Origin of the sequence: uncultured Algoriphagus sp., assembly GCF_963974365.1 — a bacterium.
GTDB lineage: Bacteria > Bacteroidota > Bacteroidia > Cytophagales > Cyclobacteriaceae > Algoriphagus.
Window position 1 is genome coordinate 225,779 of the sequence record NZ_CAXBBX010000008.1, and the last position, 25,755, is coordinate 251,533.

At 40.6% G+C, this 25,755-nt stretch carries 24 protein-coding genes; 8 read left to right on the forward strand and 16 right to left on the reverse strand.

Annotation, left to right across the window (positions count from 1 at the left end; all coding sequences use genetic code 11):
• Nucleotide 1 precedes the first annotated feature (1 nt).
• Together mutL and AACZ87_RS12655 are read right to left on the reverse strand one after the other, a co-directional pair.
• The gene (mutL, locus tag AACZ87_RS12650; protein ID WP_339867650.1) at nucleotides 2-1,849 is read right to left on the reverse strand and encodes a DNA mismatch repair endonuclease MutL; all 1,848 of its coding nucleotides are present in this window, start codon (nucleotides 1,847-1,849) and stop codon (nucleotides 2-4) included.
• A complete protein-coding gene (locus AACZ87_RS12655; RefSeq protein ID WP_339867651.1) occupies nucleotides 1,842-2,255 on the reverse strand; it encodes a hypothetical protein in 414 nt (137 codons plus the stop codon). Before AACZ87_RS12655 ends, mutL begins: the two co-directional genes overlap by 8 nt.
• A gap of 366 nt (nucleotides 2,256-2,621) precedes the next feature.
• On the opposite strand from AACZ87_RS12655, the gene AACZ87_RS12660 reads away from it, so the two are divergent.
• Nucleotides 2,622-5,582, forward strand: a complete 2,961-nt coding sequence (locus AACZ87_RS12660) for a glycoside hydrolase family 3 N-terminal domain-containing protein (RefSeq protein ID WP_339867653.1) — start codon at nucleotides 2,622-2,624, stop codon at nucleotides 5,580-5,582.
• A 319-nt stretch (nucleotides 5,583-5,901) separates the two neighbouring features.
• Nucleotides 5,902-6,822 carry a hypothetical protein gene (locus tag AACZ87_RS12665; RefSeq protein WP_339867654.1) on the forward strand — a complete coding sequence of 307 codons (921 nt, stop codon included), beginning with the start codon at nucleotides 5,902-5,904 and terminating at the stop codon, nucleotides 6,820-6,822.
• 68 nt (nucleotides 6,823-6,890) lie between these two features.
• Here AACZ87_RS12665 and AACZ87_RS12670 read toward each other — a convergent pair whose 3' ends face one another.
• The gene (locus AACZ87_RS12670) at nucleotides 6,891-8,357 is read right to left on the reverse strand and encodes a glycine--tRNA ligase (RefSeq protein WP_339867655.1); all 1,467 of its coding nucleotides are present in this window, start codon (nucleotides 8,355-8,357) and stop codon (nucleotides 6,891-6,893) included.
• Between the two features lie 131 nt (nucleotides 8,358-8,488).
• Here AACZ87_RS12670 and AACZ87_RS12675 point away from each other — a divergent pair, with 131 nt between their 5' ends.
• Nucleotides 8,489-9,190 carry an outer membrane beta-barrel protein gene (locus AACZ87_RS12675; RefSeq protein ID WP_339867656.1) on the forward strand — a complete coding sequence of 234 codons (702 nt, stop codon included), beginning with the start codon at nucleotides 8,489-8,491 and terminating at the stop codon, nucleotides 9,188-9,190.
• A 72-nt stretch (nucleotides 9,191-9,262) separates the two neighbouring features.
• Here AACZ87_RS12675 and AACZ87_RS12680 read toward each other — a convergent pair whose 3' ends face one another.
• The 10 genes from AACZ87_RS12680 to AACZ87_RS12725 all read right to left on the reverse strand — a co-directional run bounded on the left by AACZ87_RS12680 (nucleotide 9,263) and on the right by AACZ87_RS12725 (nucleotide 18,296).
• On the reverse strand, nucleotides 9,263-9,700 hold the full coding sequence (locus AACZ87_RS12680; RefSeq protein ID WP_339867657.1) for an outer membrane insertion C- signal: 438 nt from the start codon (nucleotides 9,698-9,700) through the stop codon (nucleotides 9,263-9,265).
• 54 nt (nucleotides 9,701-9,754) lie between these two features.
• Nucleotides 9,755-10,801: a Gfo/Idh/MocA family oxidoreductase gene (locus AACZ87_RS12685; protein ID WP_339867658.1), complete on the reverse strand. Its 1,047-nt coding sequence runs from the start codon at nucleotides 10,799-10,801 to the stop codon at nucleotides 9,755-9,757.
• 2 nt (nucleotides 10,802-10,803) lie between these two features.
• Nucleotides 10,804-11,430, reverse strand: a complete 627-nt coding sequence (locus AACZ87_RS12690; protein ID WP_339867660.1) for a response regulator transcription factor — start codon at nucleotides 11,428-11,430, stop codon at nucleotides 10,804-10,806.
• A 56-nt stretch (nucleotides 11,431-11,486) separates the two neighbouring features.
• The gene (locus AACZ87_RS12695) at nucleotides 11,487-12,242 is read right to left on the reverse strand and encodes an ATP-binding protein (RefSeq protein ID WP_339867662.1); all 756 of its coding nucleotides are present in this window, start codon (nucleotides 12,240-12,242) and stop codon (nucleotides 11,487-11,489) included.
• A complete protein-coding gene (locus AACZ87_RS12700) occupies nucleotides 12,229-12,927 on the reverse strand; it encodes a histidine kinase (RefSeq protein WP_339867664.1) in 699 nt (232 codons plus the stop codon). The genes AACZ87_RS12695 and AACZ87_RS12700 overlap by 14 nt, the downstream gene beginning before the upstream one ends.
• A 68-nt stretch (nucleotides 12,928-12,995) precedes the next feature.
• Nucleotides 12,996-13,394, reverse strand: coding sequence for a molecular chaperone DnaK (locus tag AACZ87_RS12705; protein WP_339867666.1), 399 nt, complete (start codon nucleotides 13,392-13,394; stop codon nucleotides 12,996-12,998).
• A gap of 136 nt (nucleotides 13,395-13,530) precedes the next feature.
• Nucleotides 13,531-16,503 (reverse strand): protein translocase subunit SecDF, encoded by a 2,973-nt coding sequence (secDF, locus tag AACZ87_RS12710; RefSeq protein WP_339867667.1) that lies wholly within the window; start codon nucleotides 16,501-16,503, stop codon nucleotides 13,531-13,533.
• 93 nt (nucleotides 16,504-16,596) lie between these two features.
• A complete protein-coding gene (locus AACZ87_RS12715) occupies nucleotides 16,597-16,953 on the reverse strand; it encodes a hypothetical protein (protein ID WP_339867670.1) in 357 nt (118 codons plus the stop codon).
• Between the two features lie 112 nt (nucleotides 16,954-17,065).
• Nucleotides 17,066-17,683, reverse strand: a complete 618-nt coding sequence (locus tag AACZ87_RS12720) for a uridine-cytidine kinase (RefSeq protein WP_339867672.1) — start codon at nucleotides 17,681-17,683, stop codon at nucleotides 17,066-17,068.
• Between the two features lie 37 nt (nucleotides 17,684-17,720).
• A complete protein-coding gene (locus tag AACZ87_RS12725; RefSeq protein WP_339867674.1) occupies nucleotides 17,721-18,296 on the reverse strand; it encodes a non-canonical purine NTP diphosphatase in 576 nt (191 codons plus the stop codon).
• A 427-nt stretch (nucleotides 18,297-18,723) separates the two neighbouring features.
• Here AACZ87_RS12725 and AACZ87_RS12730 point away from each other — a divergent pair, with 427 nt between their 5' ends.
• The 3 genes from AACZ87_RS12730 (at nucleotide 18,724) to AACZ87_RS12740 (ending at nucleotide 22,625) form a co-directional block, all read left to right on the forward strand.
• Nucleotides 18,724-19,290 carry a TIGR00730 family Rossman fold protein gene (locus AACZ87_RS12730; protein ID WP_339867675.1) on the forward strand — a complete coding sequence of 189 codons (567 nt, stop codon included), beginning with the start codon at nucleotides 18,724-18,726 and terminating at the stop codon, nucleotides 19,288-19,290.
• A 229-nt stretch (nucleotides 19,291-19,519) separates the two neighbouring features.
• Nucleotides 19,520-20,023: a hypothetical protein gene (locus tag AACZ87_RS12735; RefSeq protein ID WP_339867677.1), complete on the forward strand. Its 504-nt coding sequence runs from the start codon at nucleotides 19,520-19,522 to the stop codon at nucleotides 20,021-20,023.
• A gap of 193 nt (nucleotides 20,024-20,216) precedes the next feature.
• Complete coding sequence (locus AACZ87_RS12740; protein WP_339867679.1) at nucleotides 20,217-22,625, forward strand: FtsX-like permease family protein; 2,409 nt, start codon at nucleotides 20,217-20,219, stop codon at nucleotides 22,623-22,625.
• A gap of 3 nt (nucleotides 22,626-22,628) precedes the next feature.
• Here AACZ87_RS12740 and AACZ87_RS12745 read toward each other — a convergent pair whose 3' ends face one another.
• Nucleotides 22,629-23,558, reverse strand: coding sequence for a hydrogen peroxide-inducible genes activator (locus AACZ87_RS12745; RefSeq protein WP_339867680.1), 930 nt, complete (start codon nucleotides 23,556-23,558; stop codon nucleotides 22,629-22,631).
• 101 nt (nucleotides 23,559-23,659) lie between these two features.
• Between AACZ87_RS12745 and AACZ87_RS12750 the strand changes: the two genes are divergently transcribed.
• The gene (locus tag AACZ87_RS12750) at nucleotides 23,660-24,217 is read left to right on the forward strand and encodes a peroxiredoxin (protein WP_339867681.1); all 558 of its coding nucleotides are present in this window, start codon (nucleotides 23,660-23,662) and stop codon (nucleotides 24,215-24,217) included.
• A 76-nt stretch (nucleotides 24,218-24,293) separates the two neighbouring features.
• A complete protein-coding gene (locus AACZ87_RS12755; RefSeq protein ID WP_339867682.1) occupies nucleotides 24,294-24,884 on the forward strand; it encodes a carboxymuconolactone decarboxylase family protein in 591 nt (196 codons plus the stop codon).
• A 229-nt stretch (nucleotides 24,885-25,113) separates the two neighbouring features.
• Here AACZ87_RS12755 and AACZ87_RS12760 read toward each other — a convergent pair whose 3' ends face one another.
• Together AACZ87_RS12760 and AACZ87_RS12765 are read right to left on the reverse strand one after the other, a co-directional pair.
• Complete coding sequence (locus tag AACZ87_RS12760; RefSeq protein ID WP_339867684.1) at nucleotides 25,114-25,458, reverse strand: HepT-like ribonuclease domain-containing protein; 345 nt, start codon at nucleotides 25,456-25,458, stop codon at nucleotides 25,114-25,116.
• Nucleotides 25,451-25,750 carry a nucleotidyltransferase domain-containing protein gene (locus AACZ87_RS12765; RefSeq protein WP_339867686.1) on the reverse strand — a complete coding sequence of 100 codons (300 nt, stop codon included), beginning with the start codon at nucleotides 25,748-25,750 and terminating at the stop codon, nucleotides 25,451-25,453. Before AACZ87_RS12765 ends, AACZ87_RS12760 begins: the two co-directional genes overlap by 8 nt.
• Between the last annotated feature and the right edge of the window lie 5 nt (nucleotides 25,751-25,755).

Here is a 25,755-nt window from a genome sequence, read left to right on the forward strand (position 1 = left end):
GCTATTTGCCGAAGAAGGAATGAATACTGCTTAAATCTAATTTCACGAAGGTTTTGTTCCCGCCCAGTCCATAATTTGGGTTTTGGCAGGCAAAAAGCTGTCCAACGAGCGTTTCCATTTCTTGTGAATTTAGTTTTTGTCCTTTTTTCAAGGACGATTTGCGAGCCAAAGAACGCGCTAGATTTTCTCTGGTATCAAGGGAAAGCTCACTTTTGAAATGTTTGTATTGCTCCAGAAGCCCTTCGAAAAGCTCCTTTTCATTTTTCACTGGCAAATCTGCCGGGACGCCTTGGATCAGCACGGTATCCTTACCAAACTCCGATACCATAAATCCCAAACTATGGAGCTCAGGCATGATATCCATCACCAAGGCATAATCTGAAGGTCCGAGGTTGACAGTAGGCGGAAAAAGACATTGCTGGGAAGTGCCTTGGGCGAGTTTCAGCTGACGCAAATAGCGCTCATATAATATGCGCTCATGTGCTGTCTGCTGATCAATAATCAGAAAGCCCGTGGACATCTGCGCAACTATATAGCTTAACTCTACCTGAAAAGTAGTTCCGGTTGACTCGGTATTTGTCGGTCTTGGAATAAATTCAGTGGCTTCGTCTGGTTTAGCTCTGCTTTCAAAAGTTAAAATTTCTGTTTCTTCGGATTGAGTAGATCTGTCGATTGCTTTAGCTTCTTGTTGAGTTCCTTCAAATAGCCTTTCCCATCCTGAAGTGCTGGCCTGCTTGAACTCCGGGGTATTGAAAGATTTGTAGCTGTATTCCCGATCTACCTGAGCCTTTTTTTCTGGATCATTGTCCCATTTTTCATTGAAATTCACATCGAGGCTAAAGTCCAGCGATGGAACCACGTGATGTGCACCCAGCGCCTGCTTTACCGCAGATCGAATGACTGCATAGATCGTCCGCTCATCGTCAAACTTGATCTCCGTTTTAGTCGGATGGACATTGATATCGATATGTGAAGGGTCGATTTCTAAGAAAAGCACATAAAATGGATGCTGATCTGATTGCAACAACCCTTCGAAAGCTGAGCTTACAGCATGATTCAGGTAGCTACTTTTGATGAAGCGATTGTTCACAAAGAAAAACTGCTCACCACGGGTTTTCTTCGCATTTTCAGGCTTACCTATGTAACCTTTCACATTTACATGTGGGGTCAGTTCTTCACATGGTACAAGTTGACCTTGATAGTTTTTACCAAAAAGGCCAACGATTCGATGACTGAGTTTGCCTGGTGTGAGGCTATATACTTCCAGATCTTGCTGAAATAGCGAAAATCCGATTTCATTGTAAGAAAGGGCTACCCGCTGAAATTCATCCACAATGTGGCGCATTTCCACAGGATTTGATTTCAGGAAATTTCTGCGCGCAGGGACGTTATAAAATAGGTTTTTCATAGAAACTGATGTTCCTACATTTCCTGCAAAAGGCTCTTGCTTTTTCACTTCAGAACCTTCGATTTGTATGAGTGTTCCAAGTTCAGATTCAGCTTGTCGGGTCTTTAATTCTACCTGTGCCACCGCAGCGATGGAAGCCAGTGCTTCTCCGCGGAAGCCAAAAGTTCTGATCGAAAAAAGGTCATTTGAGCTACGGATTTTAGAGGTAGCATGACGCTCAAAACTCATCCTCGCATCCGTGGCAGACATGCCTTTTCCGTTGTCTATTACTTGGATTAGCTGTTTTCCAGATTCTTTTACCACCACCTGTACGTGGGTAGCACCGGCATCTACTGCATTTTCAAGAAGCTCCTTTAGTGCAGATGCCGGCCTTTGAACTACTTCTCCTGCTGCGATTTGATTAGCGATCGCATCGGGAAGGAGTTGGATAATATCACTCATATTTCTTCTTGGGTTTTAGCCTGAAGAAAAAATAAATTGCTCCTACGAGAACTGCCACATACGCGATGTATTCGAATATCACAGGACCCAAATAAACGTATCCAAAAATGGAGCCTAGAAGTAAAAGAAAAATGAACGTTCTGATCATTGCTGTGGAAGCAAACATGTTTACTCCACCACGTTCTTTGATGCCTTTGTGCTGCGCAAAAGAACCTCTGATACCAGCTCCATAAGATCCAATATCCTGTGAAGAGCCATCCCCTTTTTCCAAAAGTCCCTGAGCTTCCAGATCTTTTCTAATCTGGGAAGTTCTCTGCTCGATCTCCTCCTTTACTGGATCATAATATCTAGGTTTGATATCAAATCTCATTGGAGCCGCGGTACGAAATACTGAAGGGAATTTCATAGGATTATAAGTTGGTTTTCACTGGTCATATTGAGTCTCGCATTGGTTTTATTCTTCCAATTGTTTGTTGGCTTCCCCATGCTCGATTTCATGTCGTTGAGAATTTATATGTGAGCCTCACGTTAAGTAAAAGTACATTCGAGGAATAAGTTCCGGCATATTGACCAGATATCAAATTTATGACCTTTTTAACCTGAATTAGGGCATAATGTTACCTTATCTTTCAGTATCTTCAACTATATAAGTTCCAAACTTCGTAAATGGGGTAGCCACGGAACTTGGTTGGTTTGCAAAGGCCATAAGGAAATCGATGCTATCGATGTACAAATTTATTTTAAAAGTTAAGGATTAAAAATTTACCTAGGAATGAGCAGCAAGCTTTGGAGAGTTTTCGCAATAGGATGTGTAGCACTTACTTTTTCCTCCGGAAAACTCGACGAATCATTATTAATAGAGGATCCCTTGATCACGGGCGATCCAGTGGCCCAGGTAAATTGGGTGGATTCGGTATTTAACAGTCTCACGTTTGAGGAGCGTTTAGGACAGCTTTTTATGGTGGCTGCCTATTCCAACAAGGACCAAAAGCATGTTGATGAGATCAGCAATTTGGTTAAAACAGAAAATTTAGGAGGCTTGATTTTTTTCCAAGGTGGTCCAGATCGACAAGCCCGTCTTACCAATTATTACCAAGCACAAGCTAAAACGCCTCTATTCATAGCCATGGACGCCGAGTGGGGAATCAGCATGCGCTTGGATTCGGTTCCGGACTTTCCAAAAGCCATGACACTTGGTGCTGTGCAAGATGAAAAACTAGTGTATGCCATGGGTAAGGAAATGGCAAGGCAGTTCAAAGAGCTGGGAATGCATATCAACTTTGCGCCGGTGGTGGATGTGAATTCCAATCCTGATAATCCGGTAATCGGTTACCGCGCTTTTGGAGGAGAAAAAGAAGTAGTTGCACAGCATGCCGTATCGTACATGAAGGGGCTTCAGGACAATGGCGTGATTGCCAATGCCAAGCATTTTCCAGGCCATGGAGATACAGAAGCGGATAGCCATTATTCTTTGCCCGTGATCAAAAATCCAGAGCAGCGGATTTGGGATGTGGATTTATACCCGTATGAGGAGCTTTTCAAGGAAAAGCTAATGTCAGTCATGGTTGCTCATTTGAATGTGCCTAGCCTAGATGATACTGGTAATATTCCAACCAGTCTTTCCAAGAAAGTGGTGACTGATTTACTTCAAAATCGGATGAATTTCCAGGGTTTGATCTTCACAGATGCCTTGAATATGAGAGGAGTAGCAATAGCGAATTCTCCCGGTGAAGTGGATCTGAAGGCCTTATTGGCGGGGAATGATGTTTTACTTTATTCTCAGGATGTGCCAAAAGCCAAAGCATTGATAAAACAAGCGGTAGCTGATGGGAGAATTTCGGAAAAGGAAATTGACCGAAGGGTGAAGAAAATACTGAAGGCAAAATACTGGGCTGGCCTCAACAAATATAAGCCCATAAACACCCACAAACTGGTGGAAAGGTTGGATACACCTGATACTGAGACTATCATCGAGGACTTGTATGCAGATGCATTCACCGTGGCGACAAACAAGGATGATTTACTTCCCTTCAAGCAACTTGACCTGAAAAGTTTTGCAAGCCTAAGTATTGGGGATGAAGGCAAGCAATTTCAAAAGTACCTGAGCAAGTATGCAAAGTTTGATCATTTCAGCATAGAAAAGGCAGCGAATGAAACTACGCACAATAACACCCTGAAAAAACTGGAAGATTACGACGTGATCGTGATCGGGTTGATGGGTGTGACGAATAGCCCAAAAAGAAAGTTTGGCGTAGCTCCTGCAGACGTTCAGTTAATCAGAGATTTGGAAAAGCGCCAAAAGGTAGTGACCGTTCTTTTTGGAAACGCATATGCATCCCAGCAATTGGAGGGCCTTGGCAACGTGGTATTTGCCTATGAGAATAATAACGTAACTCAAGAACTTGCTCCTCAGGTCTTATTTGGTGGTAGAGCTGCCAAAGGTATCTTGCCCGTGACGATAAATGGGCAATTTTCCCATGGTGTCGGAGGTTATTTGGCACCTAGTAATAGACTTTCTTACGGCACCCCAGAGAGTGTGGGACTGGATGGTTCAATTTTGGATAAAATAGATGCTGTCGCTGAAAAGGCGATCAGGATCCAGGCTACACCTGGAGCTAATGTATTGGTGGTGAAGGATGGAAAAGTTGTCTTTGAAAGGTCCTATGGGAAATTGGAGTACAAGGATAGTCCAAAGGTCAATTCAGAAACAGTTTACGATTTGGCTTCCATTACAAAGGTTTTGGCAACTACTCAAGCGGTAATGTTCCTAGAAAGTCGAGGGGAAATAAATATGAAAAATTCGCTGGAAGACTACTTACCAGAGCTTAAAGGAACGAATAAAGGGAAGATGGTTCTTAGCGACGTAATGGCTCATGAGGCTGGGTTGGTAGCTTTTATTCCCTATTATGCCCGGACGGTGCAAGCTGGTAGCTGGAGAGGTGATTACTATAAAACAGCTGCCGCTACAGGATTTACCCGTCCTGTATCCAATGACATGTATGGAATGGATGCTTTGCGTGACAGTATTTGGCACTGGACCGTAGAATCGAAGGTCACTCCTGTCCCAAGAGGAGCGAGCAAACATGCCTATGTCTACTCAGATCTTACGATGTATCTCATGCAGGCCGTCGTGGAGCGAGTGGTAAACCAGCCTTTGGAAGACTTTATGGATCAAAACTTCTATGGTCCTTTGGGGCTGAGCACCATGACTTTCAATCCAGCGATGAAAATGCCGATTGATAACATCGCCCCTACAGAGAATGATCTGACCTTCAGAAAAAGACAAGTTCAAGGATATGTTCACGATCCAGGTGCAGCCATGTTCGGCGGAGTAGCGGGACATGCCGGTCTTTTTGGTACAGCAAATGATCTGGCAGTAATGATGCAGATGATGCTGAATAAAGGGTTTTATGGGGATGTAAACTTGATTAGCCCAGAGACAATCGAAGAATTTACCAAAAACCAATCGCGCCAAAGCCGTAGAGGCTGGGGTTGGGATAAGCCAAATACCCAAGTCGGCAGCGGTGGCTCTGCTGGTGATCTAGCGCCAAAATCCACTTTCGGGCATACTGGGTTTACGGGTACCTGCGTTTGGGCTGATCCTAAAAACAACTTGATTTATGTCTTTCTCTCCAATCGTGTATATCCTGATGCAAATAATACCAAGTTGCTAAAAGAGGGGATTCGCACCGATATTCATGATATCATCTATGAAGCGATGGGGAAGAAGTGATTTTTAGTACTGACAATTAGCCTATCACCTCAGTTCAGAAGTTTCAGCTTTCCTTGTCAATATCTTTTCCTTTGATCAGTAGTCCTATTGGGATGCCTTTATACTCCAATTCTAATTCCTGTTAATTTGCTGAAAATCACGTTTTTACGTCCATTCCAAGAAGTACAATTGAATAAAATTACTTTATTCTTGGATTTTAGATCTTAAAATTGAAATAAAAGGGAAACAGGTTATACTATTTTTATGTGATTTTTATTAACGGCTTTTTTTTGTGTTTGAAAAACATATATATTTAGTCAAAATAAACCCTAAAAATTCTATGAAAATTTTTAACACAAAATTGCTGGCGTTGGTGACCTCAGCAATGCTCCTAGGAGCCTGTAGCCAAATGGCTACCTACGAAAATGAAGATCTTACTAATTCTTTGGAAAAGGCAGATCAGGCGGGATTCAAATTGAATCCATATACTACTGGAAATGGATTTGAAAACGCCAAGATCTCTGAAAGTGGCAATTTGAATTTGACCTATACTGAAAAAGTTTGTTTAGGAGAGAATATAACATTCGTTTTTGGAGGTGCCGGCTTCACAGGTACCCGTACAGTACAAGTCCAAGAACTTGTAAATGGCGAATGGGTTCAGGTATTTCAACAACCTCAAGCACCTAAAGGAGTTAGTGGATCCCTTGCTGGATATGCGGTAGGAACATACACTTTCAGATGGAAAGTTGGTGGACAAGGTGGCGTTCAAAATATTGAGTTTAATGTGGTTGTAGAGGATTGCTCTAGCTGTGATGATGAGTCATTCTCCTATGATGCAATAATTGGAATTACAGATGTTGACGTAGTCTTCGCTTATAGCTACAGCTCGGAAACTGAGATTTCTATTGACTTTACTTTTCCTCAGATTTCTATTGATATTCCAACTAACGGTTCATATACAGGTGCTGATGGGAAAACGTATAGAGTAACAGGAAATGGAACTGTTTTTCATTGGACAGGCCCTGTTAGCTGTTCTTCTGAATCACCAACCACATTTGCATTTGAGGGATTAGTCCCACATTGTGGTCCTTCTACTGCAAAAGATGGTAAGGCAAATATTTGGACAAATGCTAAAGTTATAGCAATTGATGGAGAGGAGTTGGTTGATGATCCAGAGACTTTAGATATCAACGAAGGACCTTATTCATTAAAAGGAGATCTTGAAACTATTGTTTATTCAGGCTGCCCCGTTAGACCATAATAATTGCCTGTAAAAAATAAAATTCCCCTGAGAAATTTCTCAGGGGAATTTTTATGCCTTTTCGTTTTTTACAACTTTTCAAATACTCTTCTAAAGCTCGTAGCTTCAGCGATTCTTCCGTGGAGTTCAGAGATTGGAACTCGCTCCTGCTCTGTCGTATCTCTGTGACGAATCGTCACCGTATTATCTTCAAGAGTCTGATGATCGACCGCAATACAGAATGGTGTTCCGATCAAATCCTGACGTGCATAGCGCTTTCCTATAGATGCGGCATCTTCGTAGATGATATTGAAATCGTATTTCAATAGTTCTACGATCTCTTTTCCTTTTTCTGGCAAGCCGTCTTTCTTCGTAATAGGAAGTACAGCTGCTTTTACTGGAGCAATAGCTGGATGAAGTTTTAGGTAAGTTCTGCTCTTTTCTTCTGTATTTTCTTCAGTATAGGCATTGCAAAGGGTCAACAAGAACAAACGATCTGCGCCGATAGAAGTCTCGATTACATAAGGAATGTAATTCTGATTCACTTCCGGATCGAAATACTGCTGCTTCTTTCTGGAGAATTCCTGATGTGATTTCAAGTCAAAATCAGTTCTGGAGTGAATTCCTTCTACTTCTTTGAAGCCAAATGGGAAATCAAACTCAATATCCATCGCAGCATTAGCATAGTGAGCCAACTTCTCGTGATCATGCTTTCTCAACTTTTCGGCAGGAGTTCCAAGTGCCAAATGCCACTTCATACGCATATCAGCCCATTTCTGGTACCATTCCAGCTCAGTGCCAGGACGCACGAAGAATTGCATCTCCATTTGCTCAAACTCACGCATACGGAAGATAAACTGACGGGCTACGATTTCATTTCTGAAAGCTTTACCAATCTGAGCAATCCCGAAAGGAACTTTCATTCTGGCAGTCTTCTGCACATTCAGGAAGTTCACGAAGATACCCTGAGCAGTTTCTGGTCTCAGGTAAATTGTAGTGGAATCTTCAGCCACAGAACCTACCTGAGTAGAAAACATCAGGTTGAACTGACGAACATCTGTCCAGTTGGACGTACCGCTGATAGGACATTTGATGCCTTCATTGGTGATTAGATCTCTTACGCCATCTAAATCCTCAGCCTCAAGTAATCTTGCCAGTGCGCCTGTCAGTGCATTTGCTTTTTCTATATCGCCAGCTCTTTCGAAAACTGCAGCATGCTCTTCCACCAAAACATCCGCACGGTAGCGCTTCTTAGAGTCCTTGTTATCAATCATAGGATCGTTAAAGCTATCCACGTGACCGGAAGCCTTCCAGGTGGTAGGATGCATAAAAATCGCTGCATCGATCCCTACAATATTATCCTGAACCCGTGTCATAGTCTCCCACCACAGGCGCTTCAGGTTGTTTTTCAACTCTACGCCATAAGCTCCATAATCATAAACAGCCTGAAGGCCGTCGTAGATCTCAGAACTAGGGTAAACAAATCCATACTCTTTGGCATGGGAAATAATATCTTTCAATTGCGCGTTTTCCGCAGGAGTTGCTGTTTTTGCCATAGGCGCAAAAATAGGGAAAATGAATGAATCCCCGTAGAAAAATGAAAGTCTTAAAGGTTGGGAAGAATATGCTGTAACTAAAAAACTATAGATATCGTGTAACTCTGAAACCTAAACTAAATCCTTTACCAATGAAAAAATTCGTACTTGGCTTACTCGTATTTCAACTCTTCACTTTTGCAGCAAATGCCCAAATCGAAAAGGGTAGTGTTTTTTTGGGAGGAAGAGTAAACTACAACCATAACAAAAACGATTCGGAATCCAGAATTTATGATCCTTCGGTAGTTACTACAAACGATATTCAAATCAATCAATTCACTTTCAACCCTCAGATAGGATATACTTTAAATAATAGTTTAGTCATTGGCACCTACCTTCAAATCTATTCTTATAAAGCAACTTCAGATAGAATTCAAATTTCAGACGGAGCCACAACAGGCTTTGAATATTTGGATAAAAATAATTCCTTTATCGTGGGTTTTTTTGTCCGAAAATATGTTCCATTTAGTGAAAGGTTTTCAGCATTTGGCGAATTGGATGCTGGTATCGGCAAGATTAACGAGAAGCATTTCGCAGGGAATACATCCGGAACTCAGGAAGAGACAGAGCAAAAATTCAATAAATTCGAAAGTAATCTTAACATCGGCCTTTCTTATTTTCCGAAAAAATGGATGGCAATCGAGCTATCATCAAACTTGTTAAGTTTTATCCATGAAGGAGAGAATAGGGAAATAGAAAACCAAAAATCGGAAGTAAATTCAAATGGCTTTCACATTGGTCTCAACGCATCTGCAATCAATCTCGGTGTCTCTTTTTTCCTAAACAACAAGTAAGACTTCTCTAAAACTGAAAAGGTCAACCCAGCAATGAGTTGACCTTTTTTGGTTGTTGGTGGTTTTATTTTTTTATCTAAAGGTATATTTTACTCCAATTCCTCCTCTGAGATAAGTGTCGTTGTGATTGGCAATGACTGGTGCAGCTTCTATCAAAAAGCCTAAATTCTTTGTATTAAATGGAGTGATCAATACGCCTACGGGAATAGCCACATAAATATCATTGTGATCGTCATGATGCTTGTGGTGATGATCTCCCAATAAGCCCAATCCTGCACCTACGTAGGCATTGACTTCGCTTTTTCTTACGAAATTATAGCCCCCCATCAATTCTAGCCCTATATCATGCCCTATGCCTAATCTGGCTTCACCAAAAAATTCATTGTCAGGGTCAGAGCCTACGGTGATAAACGTATCTGAAGTCTGGAAATTGATACCGACGGATACTTGTGCTTGAGAAATTGAGATAAATGCTACTAGTACAAATGCTACTAAGATTACTTTTTTCATGTTGGTAGAAATATTTCCTAGTCTTACCCTAAAAAAGAGCCAGACTTGAATCCATTACCAACCTCCTTCTTCTTTTGAGATCCTATTTCCAGACTTAGCACTTTCAAAAGATGCCTCTATGATCTTCAAAACGCTGATTGTCTGCGGAATTGTGATGGCAAGGGTTGTACCTTTTGAAATAGCATCAGCTACATTTTGGTAAAGAATTCTATAATCTCCCGGGATTGTTTCGTAAGCTTTTGTTTCCTCACTGAGGAAAACTTTCCCCCACTTTTCCTCAGTTTCCACACCCCAGTCAGGTCCTTCCGGTTTTTTACCTAGCTTAAATTCTGCCTCTTGCACGTCCAAACCGAACTTTTGATAGGAGCCATTTTTCCCTAAAAGTAAAAACTTAGGCGTAGGGACATTCACCAGAGCCCCTGCAGTCACCTTAGCCTTCAGCGACCCATAATCCAAAATAATATCAAAGTAATCATCAGCTACCGCGCCAGTGCGTTGCTTGCGAATATCTGCTTGAATCCAATTTGGAAGCCCAAATAGTAATACAACCTGATCTATCAGATGTGAGCCCAGGTCGAATGTGATTCCATTGCCAGGGACTTCTTTTTCTCTCCAATTTTCAGATACTTCAGGGCGAAAGCGATCAAAATGTGATTCCAAATAAACCAAATCGCCAAGATCTCCTTCTCGAACTAACTTCTGCAAGGTCATGAAATCCCCATCGAAGCGGCGGTTATGAAATACAGAGCAAATTAATCCTTTCTCCTCAGCTAATTTATGTAGCTCCTCGGCTTCGTGAGAAAAAATCGTCACGGGTTTGTCTACGACGACATGCTTACCGGCATTCAGACACTGAATAGCCATCGGAAAATGATATTCATTAGGAGTGGTGATGACTATCAAATCCGCAACATCAGCATCAAGCAATTCTTTTAGACTCCTATAGGTAGTCACTCCTGAGTATAGTTCTTCACAGCGATTGGTACGTCGCTCCACGGAAGCGACCAATTCGAGATCAGGGCACACATCAATAAGTGGTGCGTGCATTTTTTCAGCTACAGAGCCGAAGCCTACGATAGCAGTTTTAATAGAATTACTCATGATTAAATATTCATTTCGTGAGCCTTGTTGACTAGCTCGATTCTGGAGCTTACCTGCAGCTTCAAGTGGATGTTTTTGCGATGGGTCTCTATAGTTTGCTTGCTCAAATTGAGCATTTTAGCAATTTCCTTATTTTGAATTCCGTCTTTGATCAGATGAATTATTTCTGTTTCGCGACGCGAAAGTTTATAGCGTGAGCGAAATGCATCAAAATATGCGCCTTGAAGGGCTTGTTTTTTTACCCGGTCAAAATTCAGCACGTGGCGACCTTCAAAAACTTCACGAATGGTAAAAATTAACTCATCCGGATCAGCATCTTTTAGGATAAAGGCATCAGCTCTCTGATCGATGCATTTTTTATAAATCTTCTCCTCATCGTACATGGAGAGCACAATTACCTTGAGGCGGGAGAAGTTTTCTTTGCAATAATCCAATACGCCAAAGCCATCCATGATTGGCATATTGAGATCAGTAAGTACTACATCGACCTCATTGTCTGCAAGGTAGTCACAGAGCTCCTTGCCATTTGGAAAGACACCGACAACAAGCAGGTCGTGTTCTTCCTCAAGAATTCCTTCTATTCCTTTTGCAAATAATTTATGGTCATCGGCCAGGGCAATCCTGATCATGAGTTAGGGAGATTTATATTTTGGGGAGATTAAAGCTTCAAATTATACCCTAAATTCTAATTTGGCAAGGTTAAAGTGATTTCTGTTCCTTTTCCGACTGCCGAAGTCAGATTAAATTCTCCTCCAATTGTCTCCATTCTCTTCTTTAGGTTGAACATCCCACTTCCACTTGCTTGCTGAGTAGAGTCAAATCCTCTCCCATCATCTTTGATGAAAATTTGCTTGCCTTTCCCATTTTCATGGAGCTTGATTAGGATTTTATCAGGAGAAGCATGCTTGATTGCATTATTTAGAGACTCTTGAATTACTCGAATTAATACAAGCTTTTGATCTTTGGGCAATTCGATAAGATCAAATTCGGCTTCCAGGGATGTTTCACAATACCCTGTAGTTTTTATTCTAGTTAATTGCTGTTCGATGAATTCATTGATATTGATGGATTCCACCCAATCCAGATTCAATTGCTTAGACAGTCCACGTACTTCCTGAATTGCCTGACCGAGTATATCCCTTCCTTCGGCTATTTTTTCAGGTTTGATAGACCCAAAGTTCAACTTCGCAAGAGAAAGTAATTGTCCAATGTTATCATGAAGCTCTCTTCCGATATGAGTGAGCGTCTCCTGCTGGATTTCATTCTCAATATTCAGCAAAGTCTTCTCATGTTCGGATTTGATCTGATCCATTTTTTGGCGGTTTTGCGCCTGCCGCTGTCTGTGGATAAATACCATGGAAATAACAAAGGTGGACATCATTCCTGCTAGAAATAATGTCGCAAAAATTATTACATATATATGATCTTCAGTTGGTTCCATATGATGGCTCTTTTTCAAATAATCCAGGCAAAAATGGTGAGGAAATAGTCATGATTAGGACTCCTAAGGTACAGAGCCACATACCATAGGAAATTTCTTGTAAAGCCTTGCCTAAAACAGGATTGACAATATAAAGATACATTAAGGCTACCGAAGAAATGTAATTCAATGAAAAGGTGAACATTAAGATTGTCATCTGCCAAAAAGACACTAGCCTCAATGGATTGCTCTCCAAATATTGATCATGAGTTATCATTTCGATAAAATACAATCCACTTCCAATCAAAATAACATTAGCTCCAATGGCAGATATAATCGGCTGATTAAAATATAAGGGTTCAATACCTGAAACCTGAAGGATAACAGCTAGTATTATAAAACCATAAATCATCCAGTTAATGTACTTTTTATGTGCAGGCTGGAGCCAGTACTGAATCAATACTAAATAAAGAATTACGCCAATTTGCCTTCTAGCAATATTAAAAAACCAAAGGTTAAATTTGGGGTATTCGGTGTTTCCCAGATAGGCATTCACTGCTTTTTTAAATTCAAAATTGAAATTCGTATAAATTCCGAAATCTTCACAAATAACCGTGAATGTTAAAATCAAAAAGGGGAGCCAATACTTAGTATTGACCCTCTTTTTTTTTGGTAGTTTAATAAAAAATATCACGCCTATGATCAAAAGCAAATTGGTGCTGAACGTAAACCAATGGAAAATAGCTTGTAATATTTGGCTAACCATTATTTGTTTTAGTTACCGTCAGGTTCTGGTTCACATAAGTAAGGACACTCCATACCTCCTCCTTCAAAGCCTCCAGTATCATCATCCAAAAAAATCAACTGATTATCTTTGAGATTGGCAGCGCGCATCACCAAGGTGAGTTGACCTTCATAGGCTGCAGCTTGATTAGGATGAACTTTCTTGGCAGTATCCTCAGTGTATTCTGTCACAAAAAATTGAATTCCGCCTACTGTTGGATTTTCATCCGCTTTGGCTAATAATCCCTCTAGCGTAGCTCGGTTAATAAAGACCCAATTTAATTGGTTGTCTTTATCTTTGCCTTTTGCTCCTTTGGCAGGTTTGCCTTTTTTGACTTCCTTGTCATATTTGGCTTTCATGCTTTCAAAGTCTTCTTTAGAAATTTTCATAGAAAAGTATTTTTAAATTTTGGATGTAACTAAACTGTAGAATTTATTCCCCAAAAGATAAGCATATTATATAAGTCAAGACAAAAAAAAGGAGCGAGTATTACACCCGCTCCTTATAAAATTGGATTTTGAATACTTAAGCAAGCTTTTTGGCCTCTTTAGTAGCATTCTCATTATCAATTTCTCTTTTCATCAAATCAACTACAATCGGAGTAGCGATGTAAATCGAAGAATACGTACCTACCAATACACCAATAAATAACGCAAAAGAGAATCCTCTCAGTACTTCACCACCAAATACCAGTAATACAATCACTACGATCAATGTAGTAAATGAAGTGATCAAGGTACGACCCAACGTCTGGTTGATGGCGTCATTGAATACCTTCACCAATTTATTGGTGCCCCTAGTTTCGATATTCTCACGAATACGGTCAAATACAATCACGGTATCGTTAATAGAATAACCAATTACAGTCAATACGGCAGCGATAAATACCTGATCGATCTCGAAGGTAGCTCCAAATGCACTAGCAATCGCAAAGGCTGCAATCACAAATAGTGTATCGTGAATCAAGGCAATGATAGATGCCAAGGAGAACTGCCACTTGCGGAATCTTAGCAAGATGTATAAGAAGATCGCAATCAGTGCTACAATCATTGCTTCAGCAGAAGATGCTTTGATATCATCTGCCACCGTAGCTCCCACTTTCGAAGAACCTGTGATTGCAAACTGTCCAGAAGCTAAAGTAGTAGCGTCATCAGTAAAGGCCAAGCCTGTAACAGACGCGATTCCTTCTTTTACTTTGCTTTCAACTTCTAGGTTAGATTCTGCATCATCTTCGTTTACCAAATAGGAAGTTGTCACTTTCAATACGTTGTTTGAACCGTAAGTTTTCACTTCCACAGATCCGTCAAACTCTCTGTCCAAACCAGATTTCAAATCTGAAGCAGGAATTGCATCATTGAACTCTACGATGTAAGAACGACCTCCTGTGAAATCCACTCCAAATTTCAATCCATTGACTGCAGCGATACCAAGACCAACAACGATGATGGCTGAAGAGATCAAGTAAGCAACTTTTCTTTTGCCTAAGAAATCAAAATTCAATCCACTCAATGCGTTTTTAGCAAATGGCGTTGCAAAGCTGATAGAGCTCTTATCACCTTTCTTACTCATCCATGATACAATCACTCTAGTGATAAATACAGCAGAGAAGAAGGAGGAAGCAATACCGATCATCAACACAATTGCAAAGCCTTTTACCGGTCCTTGGCCTAGTGCATAAAGAATAGCACCTGTCAGGAAGGTAGTTACGTTTGAATCGAGAATGGCAGAGAATGCCTTGCTGTAACCAGCATTGATCGCTGCCAATAGGCCTACTCCATTGCGAAGCTCTTCTTTGATACGCTCAAAAATCAATACGTTCGCATCAATGGACATACCTATAGTCAAGACAATACCGGCTATACCTGGCAAGGTCAGTGCCGTTCCTAATTGTGCTAGAATTCCTAGGATGAAGAAGATGTTGAATACCAACGCTGCAATGGCAACGAAGCCACCTTTAGCATAATAGGCTACCATGAAAAGCACAACAATAGCGAGACCAGCAACCATGGAGATCAATCCTTGATTCAAAGCTTCTCTACCCAAGGTTGGACCGATGATGCTTTCTTCTACGATTTGCGTAGGCGCTGGAAGAGAACCTGATTTCAGGATGTTTGCCAAATCTTGCGCCTCTTGTAGCGTGAAATTACCGGAGATCTCAGATTGTCCTGATGGAATTTCACCGTTTACTACTGGAGCAGTGTAGACATAGTCATCCAGTACTACAGCGATTCTTCTACCGATATTCTCGGAGGTTAATTTTCTCCATTTTCTAGCTCCATCAGCATTCATCTGCATGGATACTGCAGGTCTGGAAGTTTGATCCAAAGCCTGACGGGCATCAGTCACTACGTCACCTTCAAGCGGCGCTTCGTCAGTTCCTCTTTCAGTTTTGATTGCAAATAGCTCCAAAGCTTCAGTTCCATCTTCAGCATCGAAAGGCTTAACAGCCCAAAGCAATTTGATGTCTCTAGGCAATAAGGCTTTGTAATCCTCATTTTTCAAAATACGGTTGATCGCCATCGTATCCTTCAGTTCGTATGCCAAACCATAATTAGGCTTTAGCAAGCTGAACAAGGGAGAAATAGAGTTGTCACCTGCTCTTGTAGGATCGATTTCAGCCAATTGCTTTTCTAGGGCGTTTCTCAAAGAATCTTCCTCAGAAAGATTCTCTGTAGATACCGTATCAGCTTCAGCTGGCTCTGTAGATGCATTCGCAGCTACCCAAGCACTGTTTACAGCTTCTAAAGCACCACCAATTTCATTTGACTCAGCTACTTCCCAGAACTGTAGTTTCGCTACTCCTTGAAGTAAGTTTCTAACTCTTTCCTGATTATCTACACCTGGTAATTCTATCTGAATACGGCCAGAACCTTGGATTCTCTGAATGTTTGGTTGAGAAGTACCGAATCTATCGATACGTGTTCTAAGGATATTGAATGAACGCTCGATGGCGTTCTCAATTTCGTTGTCGATGATGTCAAGGATTTCAGAATCTGAAGATTCCAAAGAGATTCTACCTCTATTCGCAGCTGTTGCGAATATTCCGCTCAACTTTTTATTAGGGCTATTTTTCTGCCAAGCAGCATAAAACAAGTCCACATACTTTGAAGTAGAGGTTTTAGCTTCTTCACGAGCTTCTTCTACTGCATTGTTGAAAGCTACATCTTTTGGATTACCAGCAAGTCCTTTTACGATTTCTACTGGAGAAACTGCCAAAGTCACGTGCATACCGCCTTGAAGGTCTAGACCTAATCCAAGTTCAGTTTCCTTTACCTCTTGGAAGGTATAATCAGCTCCCAAAAAGCTGTAAACCGGAGCTCTCCAGATAGAATCCAGATAGCTTTGTCTTTTCGAAAAATCCACGTTGCCAGATGCGTCAGTCGCATATTCCTGAGCCCCTTTTTGGATATTGTTTGATACAAATGTGAATGACAGATAGTACAAGCATAATGCTGTAACGATCACTGTCAAAAACACAATGACACCTTTGTTTTGCATGAGAAATTGAAATTATTAATTGATTGTAAATACAGATTTATGGCTTAACCTATAAAAAGGTAAGCGATTGGATGATTCGGGAAGTACTTGGAATCAGGGTCCTTTGGTGGATATTATTCGCTCAAAAAGTATTTCTACGAGCTGATTTGGTTGAAAAACTGAGGTGGACTCGGTGATGAATGTGCCGCCATCAAATCTTACAATATCCTGGATTAGGTAAAGTAAACTGTGGGATACATGAACCACAAATGGTACAACGGCATCCACTGCCACATTTAAAAATGTTTGATCCTGATCATTTGAAGAAGCTTTGTCTTGTTTTTCGACTTTAGCTACTGCAACATTCTCAGGAACATATTCTACGCTTGAAATAAACAAACAGAACAGCAAAGCCAGCATCACCGTAATGCGCTGTTGGAATAAGTTGCTATTTCGTTTAGTTGCTTTCATGCGGCGCAAATATAGCCAATTATTTAAATTGACCATTTCTCATCTCAGAATTTCTGATTTTGGATAGTGAATTCAGAACAAAATGGTGTAAACCAGAGGATTATCAGAAGAATTAAGATGTCCTAACTCGTAAGTAGGTGCGGATTACCTCGAGTGCTTTATCGAAATTATGATTATTAGGCACGATCAGATCCGCATCGTTCATAAATGGCTTGATGTATTTCTCGTAAGTTGGCATCACATGCTGCTCATACCTATAAAGAACATCATCCAAATCATATCCTCGTTCCACTTTATCACGAATGATTCTTCGCTTTAGCTTGATGTGATCTTTGGCATCTATAAAAACTTTTAAGTCTAGAAGACTAGCCAATTCTGGGTAATACAACACAAAAATTCCTTCTACAACTACCACAGGAGCAGAAGAAAAAGTTAACATTTTTGGCTTTTTAGCTGCGTTATTAAAAGTGTATTCCTCTCTGTAAACCGTTTCTCCCGCCTGAATTTTACGGATATCAGCGGCATACTCTTCAAAATCTATACTTTCCGGCCGGTCAAAATTATGAACTCCATGATCATCGATCGGCTGCATCTCTCTTGGCTTGTAGTAATTATCCTGAGAGATCAGACAAACCTCACCATCCTCGAAAGAACTTAGCAATCGCTCTAAAAAAAGTGTTTTCCCTGAAGCTGATCCTCCCGTGATACCGACGATGAATGGTTTTTGCATGAGGCAAAGTTAAGGTGATTTTGTTCTTTTTACAGAATTATATATGGCTCAAAAAGGAAATAAGCTCACTGACGGCTTTCCCGCGATGAGAGATTTTGTTCTTTTCGGATAAATTCATCTCCGCAAAAGATCGTGAATAGCCCTTCGGAAGAAAAACAGGATCATATCCAAATCCTCCTGCTCCAGTTCTGCTTCGCAAAATCTCTCCCTCAGCTACTCCCTCAAATTTGTACTCTTCCTCACCAAGCAAGAGCGCAATGACCGTCTTAAATCGAGCCGTTCTCAGTGTAGTGTTTTCGAGGTTTTTGAGTAATAAATCAATGTTTCGCTCGTCACTTCTAGGTTCGCCAGCATATCTGCCAGAATAAACGCCAGGTTCGCCTTCCAATGCATCAACTTCCAATCCTGTGTCATCTGCAAAGCAGTCCACACCAAAATGCTCTTTGACATACTTCGCTTTCTGAAATGCGTTATGCTCTAGCGTGTCCCCAGTCTCGGGAAGCTCGTCCAGGCAACCAATTTCTTTCAATGAAACTATTTGAAAGCTATCACCAAGAGCAGCTTTTACTTCTTCGATTTTCTTCGGGTTGTTTGTAGCAAAGCAAATTTTCATACCTCAAAAATAGTGGATAATGATTAGTGGCAACTTCCTTGGAGAAGAATTAATACTGTAAGTACTTACTCATGTTAGGATAATACCGATCGTGCCTTTGGCACTCTGAGATTATTTTTACTGCATTTTAAACCCAGAATAGAATTCTGGGCTTTTAAAGGTCTTGCCTTTGGCAAGATGATAAAAACTACCTGTTTTTGTGCCAAGGGCACAGCCAGTAAAAGCCCTGAATACAGCGAAGCGAAATTCTGGGTTTGTAAAATAGAAAGTTAACTATTTGAGTGCCAAGGGCACGATCTGTAAAAAGTATTTCTTTTATGATTCAGGAATTTCTTTTCACCTCGTTAAGCTTTTGTAAAACCTTCTTTATGCCTGTGCATTAAAAAATAGAAACATGTAATTTCGAATTCCACGTTTGATCAAAGTCATGAAGAAAATCACCATTTATTGCGGATCCAGAAAAGGAGAAAGTTCAGTTTATGAGGAAGGAGCAAAAGCACTTGCTCAGGAAATGATCAAACGGGATCACTCGCTGGTATATGGAGCGGGAAGAGTGGGTTTGATGGGTGTGATCGCAGACGAAATGCTTGGAGCTGGAAAGGAAGTTCTCGGCATTATTCCCCAGAAGCTGGTAGATCGAGAAGTTGCCCACCGAGGATGTTCTGAGTTGATTATTGTGGAGACCATGCGGGATCGAAAGTGGTTGATGGCTGAGCGCGGAGATGCATTTATTGCAATGCCCGGAGGGATAGGCACTTTGGAAGAACTTTTTGAGATCATGACACTGAACCAACTTCATTACATCCAAAAGCCGTTGGCACTTTATAATGTAAATGGGTATTACGATAAGCTTATAGCTTTTTTGAGCCATGCCATGGAGGAGGGATTTATGTATCCTGAGCAAGATGAGTTATTGATAGTTTCCGACGATCCTGTGGATTTGCTCGATCAGATTGAAAAGTACGAGGCGAGAAGACCGGCGGATTGGGGGTGAGATGCTGGGTGCCGGATGCCCGATGACGGGTGTTGGATGTCTGGTGTCTGCCTGAGCGAAGTCGAATACAGCCTAAGTAGTTTCTTCTTCTGGAGGAAGGAGAAGGTTTTTAGTAAGGAACATAAAATGTTGAAGTTTCGGAAAGGCACGGGGCATCGGGCACCCAACATTGGGCAAAAAGCATAATTTAAAATCATCCTAAAAATATAATTTCGTATTTTTGCGCAGCATGATCCAAAAACTCTTTCCATTAGACAAAAATTACATCCTTCGTCAGGCGCAATCTGTGCTTGAAGAGGAGTTAATTGATCGGATGGTTTTTGAATTGAAGCGATCCTATACTTCCCTGTATAATCCGCTCCAATTGATGGATGAGACTTATGCACAGATCCTTGATTCTTTCGAATTCCCTAGAGAGCGGGTTCGCCTAATCTACCGTCAGCTTTGTGGCATCTATCGTTACAAGCATGGTGATAATCAGCTCGAAATGCTTTTTGACGGAAGAACTCATCTTGAGAAGTTTCAGGAGGATTGGTCGGCTGCAATTGTCGCATACGTCCGGGATTTGGGGATTTATGAGCAGTATGTTAAAACCATGCTGAGGATGACCATACTTTTTGATACTGAGTCTCGGGCTGAATGGGCTGAAAACCATTGCAAAGCTTTTATCAACCAATACTTCGAATTGAAAGTTGTAAAAAGACAAGGGGAACTTCGCTTGAAAGTCGGTTAAGATAGATCTCGACCGTTTCACACCATTTTAATTTTCTCATTCCAATAGCTACTAAGGTTTTGTCCGTGGGTGGACAAAGTTTTGCGTGTTCGAACGCGGACTTCTTATTTACCCTTGATTAGACGCCATATTCGCTGATTTCAATTGGCTTTCTCTTTGCAAAAACAGCACTACATTCTAGTCTGTCAGCATTATGATCATCACTAATTACTTTAAAACTGCCCTTAGAATTCTCCGACGTGAGAAGAGCAATACCATCATTAACATAGCAGGTTTGACTCTCGGCATTACCGGTGGGTTAATACTTTTTTTGCTCGTAGAGAATGGGTCAAATTTTGACAGCTATCATGAAAATAAGGACAGGATTTATCGTGTAGTTAGTTCTGAGAAAACAAGTAATGGAGAATCATTCACCCAAGGTATTCCTCCAATTTTGGTTTCGGCATTTGAGGAAGATTTTGACTCTCAAGTAGAAGCGGCCACTTTCACTTCCTATCGTCGTAACTCCATGATTGGCTTTTCAAAGCCTGATGGTTCATTTACCAAACTTATAGAGCCAACAGGCGTGGCTTTTGCCGAACCATCATTTTTTGAAATTTTTGACAGGGGGTTCTTGATTGGCGACCCTTCAAGTATAGAAAGTCCAAACACCGCTTTGATATCAAATGCTTGGGCTGAAAAATATTTTCAAAAGGAAGATCCGGTAGGCGAAGTAATCAAGTACGATGATGAGGTTTTTAAAATCAACGGAGTAATTGAAGATTATCCATTGAAAACTGACTTGCCATTTGACCTAATGCTTTCCTATGCGACTATTAAAAAGCAAAAAGAGGCAGGAGAATGGGGTGGAATTTCAGATACAGACAACTGCTATTTTTTGCTGAAGGAAAATGCTGCAATTGAAAATCTGGAAGCTCAATTGCCAGGATTCGCTGATAAATATTATGGTGAAAAGGATAACTCAGATTTAGGAAAAAACTTCCTTATCCAACCACTCAGTACACTGCACAGTGATATGCGATTTGGCAATTACAATACTAAAATGCCTTTCATTGCTAAAATCACTTTCATTGTGATCGGCTTGGTACTTCTCGTAAGCTGTTGTATCAATTTTATAAACCTGACAACCGCTGCAGCTGTAAAACGAAGCAAGGAAATCGGGATCAGAAAAATATTGGGAAGCTCTAGGACTCAGCTCATTTTTCAACTCCTGAGTGAGACACTTTTAGTGACGTTTATCGCTACTGGCTTTTCAATAATCCTTGGAGAATTCCTCCTGAAATTCATTAATCCATATTTGGGTTTGAAAATCTCCCTTCAATTATCCTTTGGCCTTTCAGTTTGGATTTACCTTTTGGGAGTGATGATTATCGTCACTTTATTGTCGGGATTGTATCCAGCGTGGATTATTTCGTCTGGCAAAGGCGGTAAAGTTTACTCTTCCAATAATTCTGAAAGAAAAACGGGCTTCTCCATGCGAAGTTCATTGGTAGTAGTTCAGTTTTTCATTTCCCAGTTTTTCATTATCGCCACTTTAGCCATGTATTCCCAGTTTCAATACATGCAAAATATAGATCTTGGATTTCAGAAAGATGCCATTGTAACTCTGCCAATTCCTGTGAATGAGCAAGTGGACACCATTCAAAATCAAAGTGTGATGCGAACACTCAAAGGTGAATTACAGCGATTATCCGGAATTTCCATGGTGAGTCTAAACAATGCTCCTCCATCTTCCAATGGTGTGCTTGGCACCAGTTTCACTTTGCCGGGAAGTGATGAGCCTATTAGTACCCAAATCAAGGAAGTAGATGGCGATTACATAGACTTATTTGAATTGGAACTGCTTGCAGGTACAGGCCTTTCTGATATGGATACCATGTCTGGCTTTGTGGTAAATGAGACTTTAGCGAAAGCTGTAGGATATGAGGATTACAGTGATTTGGTCGGTGAGCAAATTGATCTTTGGGGAAATACCCTGGAAGTAAAGGGAGTAGTAAAGGATTTCAGCACTACCTCACTTTCCAAACCAATGGAACCGGTAATCCTACTTAATAATCTGAGTGGTTTTCATAGTATTTCTCTCAAAATTGAAGGAAACAGCTTCGACCAGAACCTTGCTCAGATCCAGGAAAAATGGGAAGCCGCCTATCCAGAATATATTTTCAGTTATTCCTTCCTCGACGATCAGGTCTACAATCTGTATAACGGCGAAAGAAAGACGTCAACTACGCTTGCCTTGTTTTCTTCAGTAGCCATTTTTATTGGTTGTCTTGGTCTTTATGGTCTTGTCACCTTTATGGCAAACAACAAAACCAAAGAAATTGGCATTCGCAAAGTCTTGGGAGCATCATCCGAAAGTATAGTTTTACTCTTTTCCAAAGAGTTCTTCAAGCTGATTCTTTTTGGGTTTACATTGGCCGCTCCGATAGCTTGGTTTGTAATGAATATGGTATTAAAGGAGTTCGCTTACCAAATTTCACTAGGACCAGTTCTATTTCTTACAGGGCTTGGAATCACATTTATCATTGCATTCATCACTGTGGGCTTTAGATCATTTAGCGCGGCTATGGCAAACCCGGTAGACTCTTTAAGGTCAGAGTAATCTTTACTTCAAATCAATCATTTTATACTGATCTTCTTTCTGAAAACGATCCGGAATAGCTAGTAATATAGCCTTCCGGATCGCTTGAATAAGTACATTTTTAGTGAAGTTTTTGGTTACCACCAAGCTGATTTCCCGCACTGGCTCCGGTGCGTCAAATCTCCTTAGCAATTCTGAGTCTTTCTTCTCTAACACTGCCATTTCCGGCACGAGTGTGTAGCCAACTCCTTTATCAACCAGTCGCATCAGAGATTCAATGGATCCACTTTGGAATTCAAATCCAAAATTATTTTTAGATGCTTTGCTATTGCAGATCGAAAGAATTTGATCTCTGAAACAATGACCTTCATCTAACACAAGAATCTGGTTAGGATCGAGCATAGCAGGGATAAAATGCTTTCTTTTTAAAAAGGGATGCTCTTCAGGGAGGTAGAGAAGAAATGGTTCGTAAAACAGCGGAATTTCCCGAATTGATTTCTCCTCCAAGGGCGTGGCAAGCAGCCCTACATCCAAAGTGCCTCGCTGAAGCTCCAGGATAATTTCCGCAGTCTGCATTTCCCGAATTTTAAGTTTGGTCTGAGGATTTGACTTTACAAATTCAGGCAAAAAAAGAGGGAGCAGGTACGGAGAAACAGTGGGAATCACACCAAGGGTAAACTCACCTTCCAAAGATTCCTTCTCCGTGAGCACGAATTCCTTTAATTCTGAAACTTCTTTAAGAATTTTTCTGGCTTTCATCAGTATCAAATTGCCAGCAACTGTCGGACTGAGTGGTTTTGTGTCGCGATCGAAAATTTTGACACCTATCTCTTCTTCCAATTTTTTCACCTGTGTTGTCAGGTTTGGCTGGGAGACATTACAGCTTTCTGCCGCAGTGACAAAATGCCTGAAATTGTCCAGGGCTACAATGTATTCAAGTTGGGCTATGGTCATATAACCTAAAGTTATGAATAGATAAGAATTATTAATTTGATTAATGAGAAAATGTAAGACAACTTTGTGTAACAATTTTGAAAACTAAACCTTACAATATTATGACAAGCCGTATGCTTGGTTTGGGAGCTGAATTCCCAGCCTTCGAAAAAACCGCAGTAGTTTCTAGAGAAAAAGGACAAGAATTCCAGACGATCAGCAACAATATCCACACTGCCGATGGCAAATGGATGGTGATGTTCTGGTGGCCAAAGGATTTTACTTTTGTTTGCCCAACTGAAATCGCTGAATTCAACAAGAACGCAGGTGAATTCGCAGACAGAGATGCAGTTTTGGTAGGAGCTTCTACTGATTCTGAATTCGTTCACTTGGCATGGAGAAATAACCACGAAGATCTTCGTGACCTTAAATTCCCTATGCTAGCGGATACTTCTAAGTCTCTTGCAGAAGAACTTGGTATCCTGGAAGCATCTGAGAAAATTGCTTACAGAGCTACTTTCATCATCGATCCTCAAGGAATCGTTCGTTGGGTATCTGCATACGATCTTTCTGTAGGCAGAAATGTAGAAGAAGTATTGAGAGTGCTTGATGCGCTTCAGACTGACGAGCTTTGCCCATGTAACTGGGAAAAAGGAGAAGCTACATTGAACCTGAACTAATTCAGATCTCAAACCTAATAGCAGCAAAGGAGGTCTCAAGGTCTCCTTTGCTTGTTTCAAACCTTAATCTGACACCATGGAAGTATTAAATATTAATCAATCAGTAGCCGAACTATTAGAGGTAGTTGGCTTGAATGAAGAATTTACCAATGAATCTTTGAGAAATCTGGGCGATGCTGATTCCAGATATGTGAAAGATTTGAAACTTAACTTCAAGACTATCCTTAAAGGCGATAAGCTAAACCAAAAGGAAGTTGCTTTGATGGGCTTGGCACTTGCAGCTAACGCGGCAAACAATCCCCTTCAGGTATTTTTTAGAAAATTAGCCGAGGAAAACGAAGCTACTATTGCCGAGATCGGTGAAGCAGTAGCTTGTGCTTCATTGCTTAGCAGCAATAATGTGCTGTACAGATTCCGCCACTTTGTAGAAAAGGAAAAGTACGGTCAAATCCCAGCCAGACTTCGCATGAACATTATGATGAATCCTGTGTTAGGAAAAGAGTTCTTCGAATTGATTTCAACAGCAGTTTCTGCTGTGAATGGCTGTCAGATGTGCGTGGCTTCTCACGAGAATCACCTAATCGAATTGGGAACTAGTGAAGAAAGAATCTTCGAATCCATCCGTATGGCTTCTGTCATCACGAGCATGGTAAAAGTGATCTATTAAGAATTATAGTCCGGTATATAAATGCAAAAACCTCCTGAGCGATCGGGTGGTTTTTTTGTTGCTTTAACCACAGAGAGCACAGAGGTTTCGCAGAGCACAAGGGGAAATTTTGTTGCTGTTGTCCTGCTTTTGGAGAAGCTGGAAACCACCAATCTCTAAAACCTATCTTGCACAAAACGAGGTACTTGGAATGAGTAAATTCAAGTTCCGGCTACTACTATCATAATTTTTATACAGCCAACAGCTCTTTAATGTCAGCTTTTAGCTTCGGTAAATGATTAATAAGAATCGACCAGATGTTTTCATCTGATATATTGTCATAGGCATGAATTACTTGATTTCTAAGTCCAACAATGGATCTTGCAGTTTTGATTTTATCTTCAAAAGAAGGATCTCTTTTCAAAATGCGATTAAATGCTTCACCAATTATTTCAAGATGTCTCTCTACAGCTCTTTTTCGCATTGAGTTTTTCCTATAATCAAAAAAATTCTTTTCTTCAGCTGGGAAATAACTCTCAATTTCCTGAATCGAAAAATGAATATCATATAGCCATTTTTCAATTCTCTCATCCATATATCTGCTGCTTATTGCGATCGATTGACCTTATTAGTACTGGGTTTTTTAGTGTTTGTTCTTCGACTAAGTCAACTTTTCGTTTGAGCAGCTTCTCCAATTTATTTTTCAGATCTAGGTAATTGTCAAAATAATTGAATAAATCTATCTTTTGGAAGGACACCAGTAGATCAATATCACTTTTGGGATTAAAGGAATCAGATACGACAGAACCAAAAACATAGAGTTTATCTACTTTATGGCTGACACAAAGCTTATTGATCTTATCAATATTGGTTTGGATAATTCCCATGCTTA

Bases quoted from the DNA above. Each gene is read 5' to 3' on its own strand.
- AACZ87_RS12750 (WP_339867681.1), top strand. From the start codon at position 23,660: ATGACAAGCCGTATGCTTGGTTTGGGAGCTGAATTCCCAGCCTTCGAA.
- AACZ87_RS12660 (WP_339867653.1), top strand. From the start codon at position 2,622: ATGAGCAGCAAGCTTTGGAGAGTTTTCGCAATAGGATGTGTAGCACTT.
- AACZ87_RS12690 (WP_339867660.1), bottom strand. From the start codon at position 11,430: ATGATCAGGATTGCCCTGGCCGATGACCATAAATTATTTGCAAAAGGA.
- AACZ87_RS12745 (WP_339867680.1), bottom strand. From the start codon at position 23,558: ATGACCATAGCCCAACTTGAATACATTGTAGCCCTGGACAATTTCAGG.
- AACZ87_RS12755 (WP_339867682.1), top strand. From the start codon at position 24,294: ATGGAAGTATTAAATATTAATCAATCAGTAGCCGAACTATTAGAGGTA.
- AACZ87_RS12675 (WP_339867656.1), top strand. From the start codon at position 8,489: ATGAAAAAATTCGTACTTGGCTTACTCGTATTTCAACTCTTCACTTTT.
- AACZ87_RS12665 (WP_339867654.1), top strand. From the start codon at position 5,902: ATGAAAATTTTTAACACAAAATTGCTGGCGTTGGTGACCTCAGCAATG.
- AACZ87_RS12715 (WP_339867670.1), bottom strand. From the start codon at position 16,953: ATGAAAGCAACTAAACGAAATAGCAACTTATTCCAACAGCGCATTACG.
- AACZ87_RS12720 (WP_339867672.1), bottom strand. From the start codon at position 17,683: ATGCAAAAACCATTCATCGTCGGTATCACGGGAGGATCAGCTTCAGGG.
- AACZ87_RS12695 (WP_339867662.1), bottom strand. From the start codon at position 12,242: ATGGAACCAACTGAAGATCATATATATGTAATAATTTTTGCGACATTA.
- AACZ87_RS12685 (WP_339867658.1), bottom strand. From the start codon at position 10,801: ATGAGTAATTCTATTAAAACTGCTATCGTAGGCTTCGGCTCTGTAGCT.
- AACZ87_RS12735 (WP_339867677.1), top strand. From the start codon at position 19,520: ATGATCCAAAAACTCTTTCCATTAGACAAAAATTACATCCTTCGTCAG.
- AACZ87_RS12705 (WP_339867666.1), bottom strand. From the start codon at position 13,394: ATGAAAATTTCTAAAGAAGACTTTGAAAGCATGAAAGCCAAATATGAC.
- mutL (WP_339867650.1), bottom strand. From the start codon at position 1,849: ATGAGTGATATTATCCAACTCCTTCCCGATGCGATCGCTAATCAAATC.
- secDF (WP_339867667.1), bottom strand. From the start codon at position 16,503: ATGCAAAACAAAGGTGTCATTGTGTTTTTGACAGTGATCGTTACAGCA.
- AACZ87_RS12680 (WP_339867657.1), bottom strand. From the start codon at position 9,700: ATGAAAAAAGTAATCTTAGTAGCATTTGTACTAGTAGCATTTATCTCA.
- AACZ87_RS12655 (WP_339867651.1), bottom strand. From the start codon at position 2,255: ATGAAATTCCCTTCAGTATTTCGTACCGCGGCTCCAATGAGATTTGAT.
- AACZ87_RS12725 (WP_339867674.1), bottom strand. From the start codon at position 18,296: ATGAAAATTTGCTTTGCTACAAACAACCCGAAGAAAATCGAAGAAGTA.
- AACZ87_RS12670 (WP_339867655.1), bottom strand. From the start codon at position 8,357: ATGGCAAAAACAGCAACTCCTGCGGAAAACGCGCAATTGAAAGATATT.
- AACZ87_RS12765 (WP_339867686.1), bottom strand. From the start codon at position 25,750: ATGGGAATTATCCAAACCAATATTGATAAGATCAATAAGCTTTGTGTC.
- AACZ87_RS12740 (WP_339867679.1), top strand. From the start codon at position 20,217: ATGATCATCACTAATTACTTTAAAACTGCCCTTAGAATTCTCCGACGT.
- AACZ87_RS12760 (WP_339867684.1), bottom strand. From the start codon at position 25,458: ATGGATGAGAGAATTGAAAAATGGCTATATGATATTCATTTTTCGATT.
- AACZ87_RS12730 (WP_339867675.1), top strand. From the start codon at position 18,724: ATGAAGAAAATCACCATTTATTGCGGATCCAGAAAAGGAGAAAGTTCA.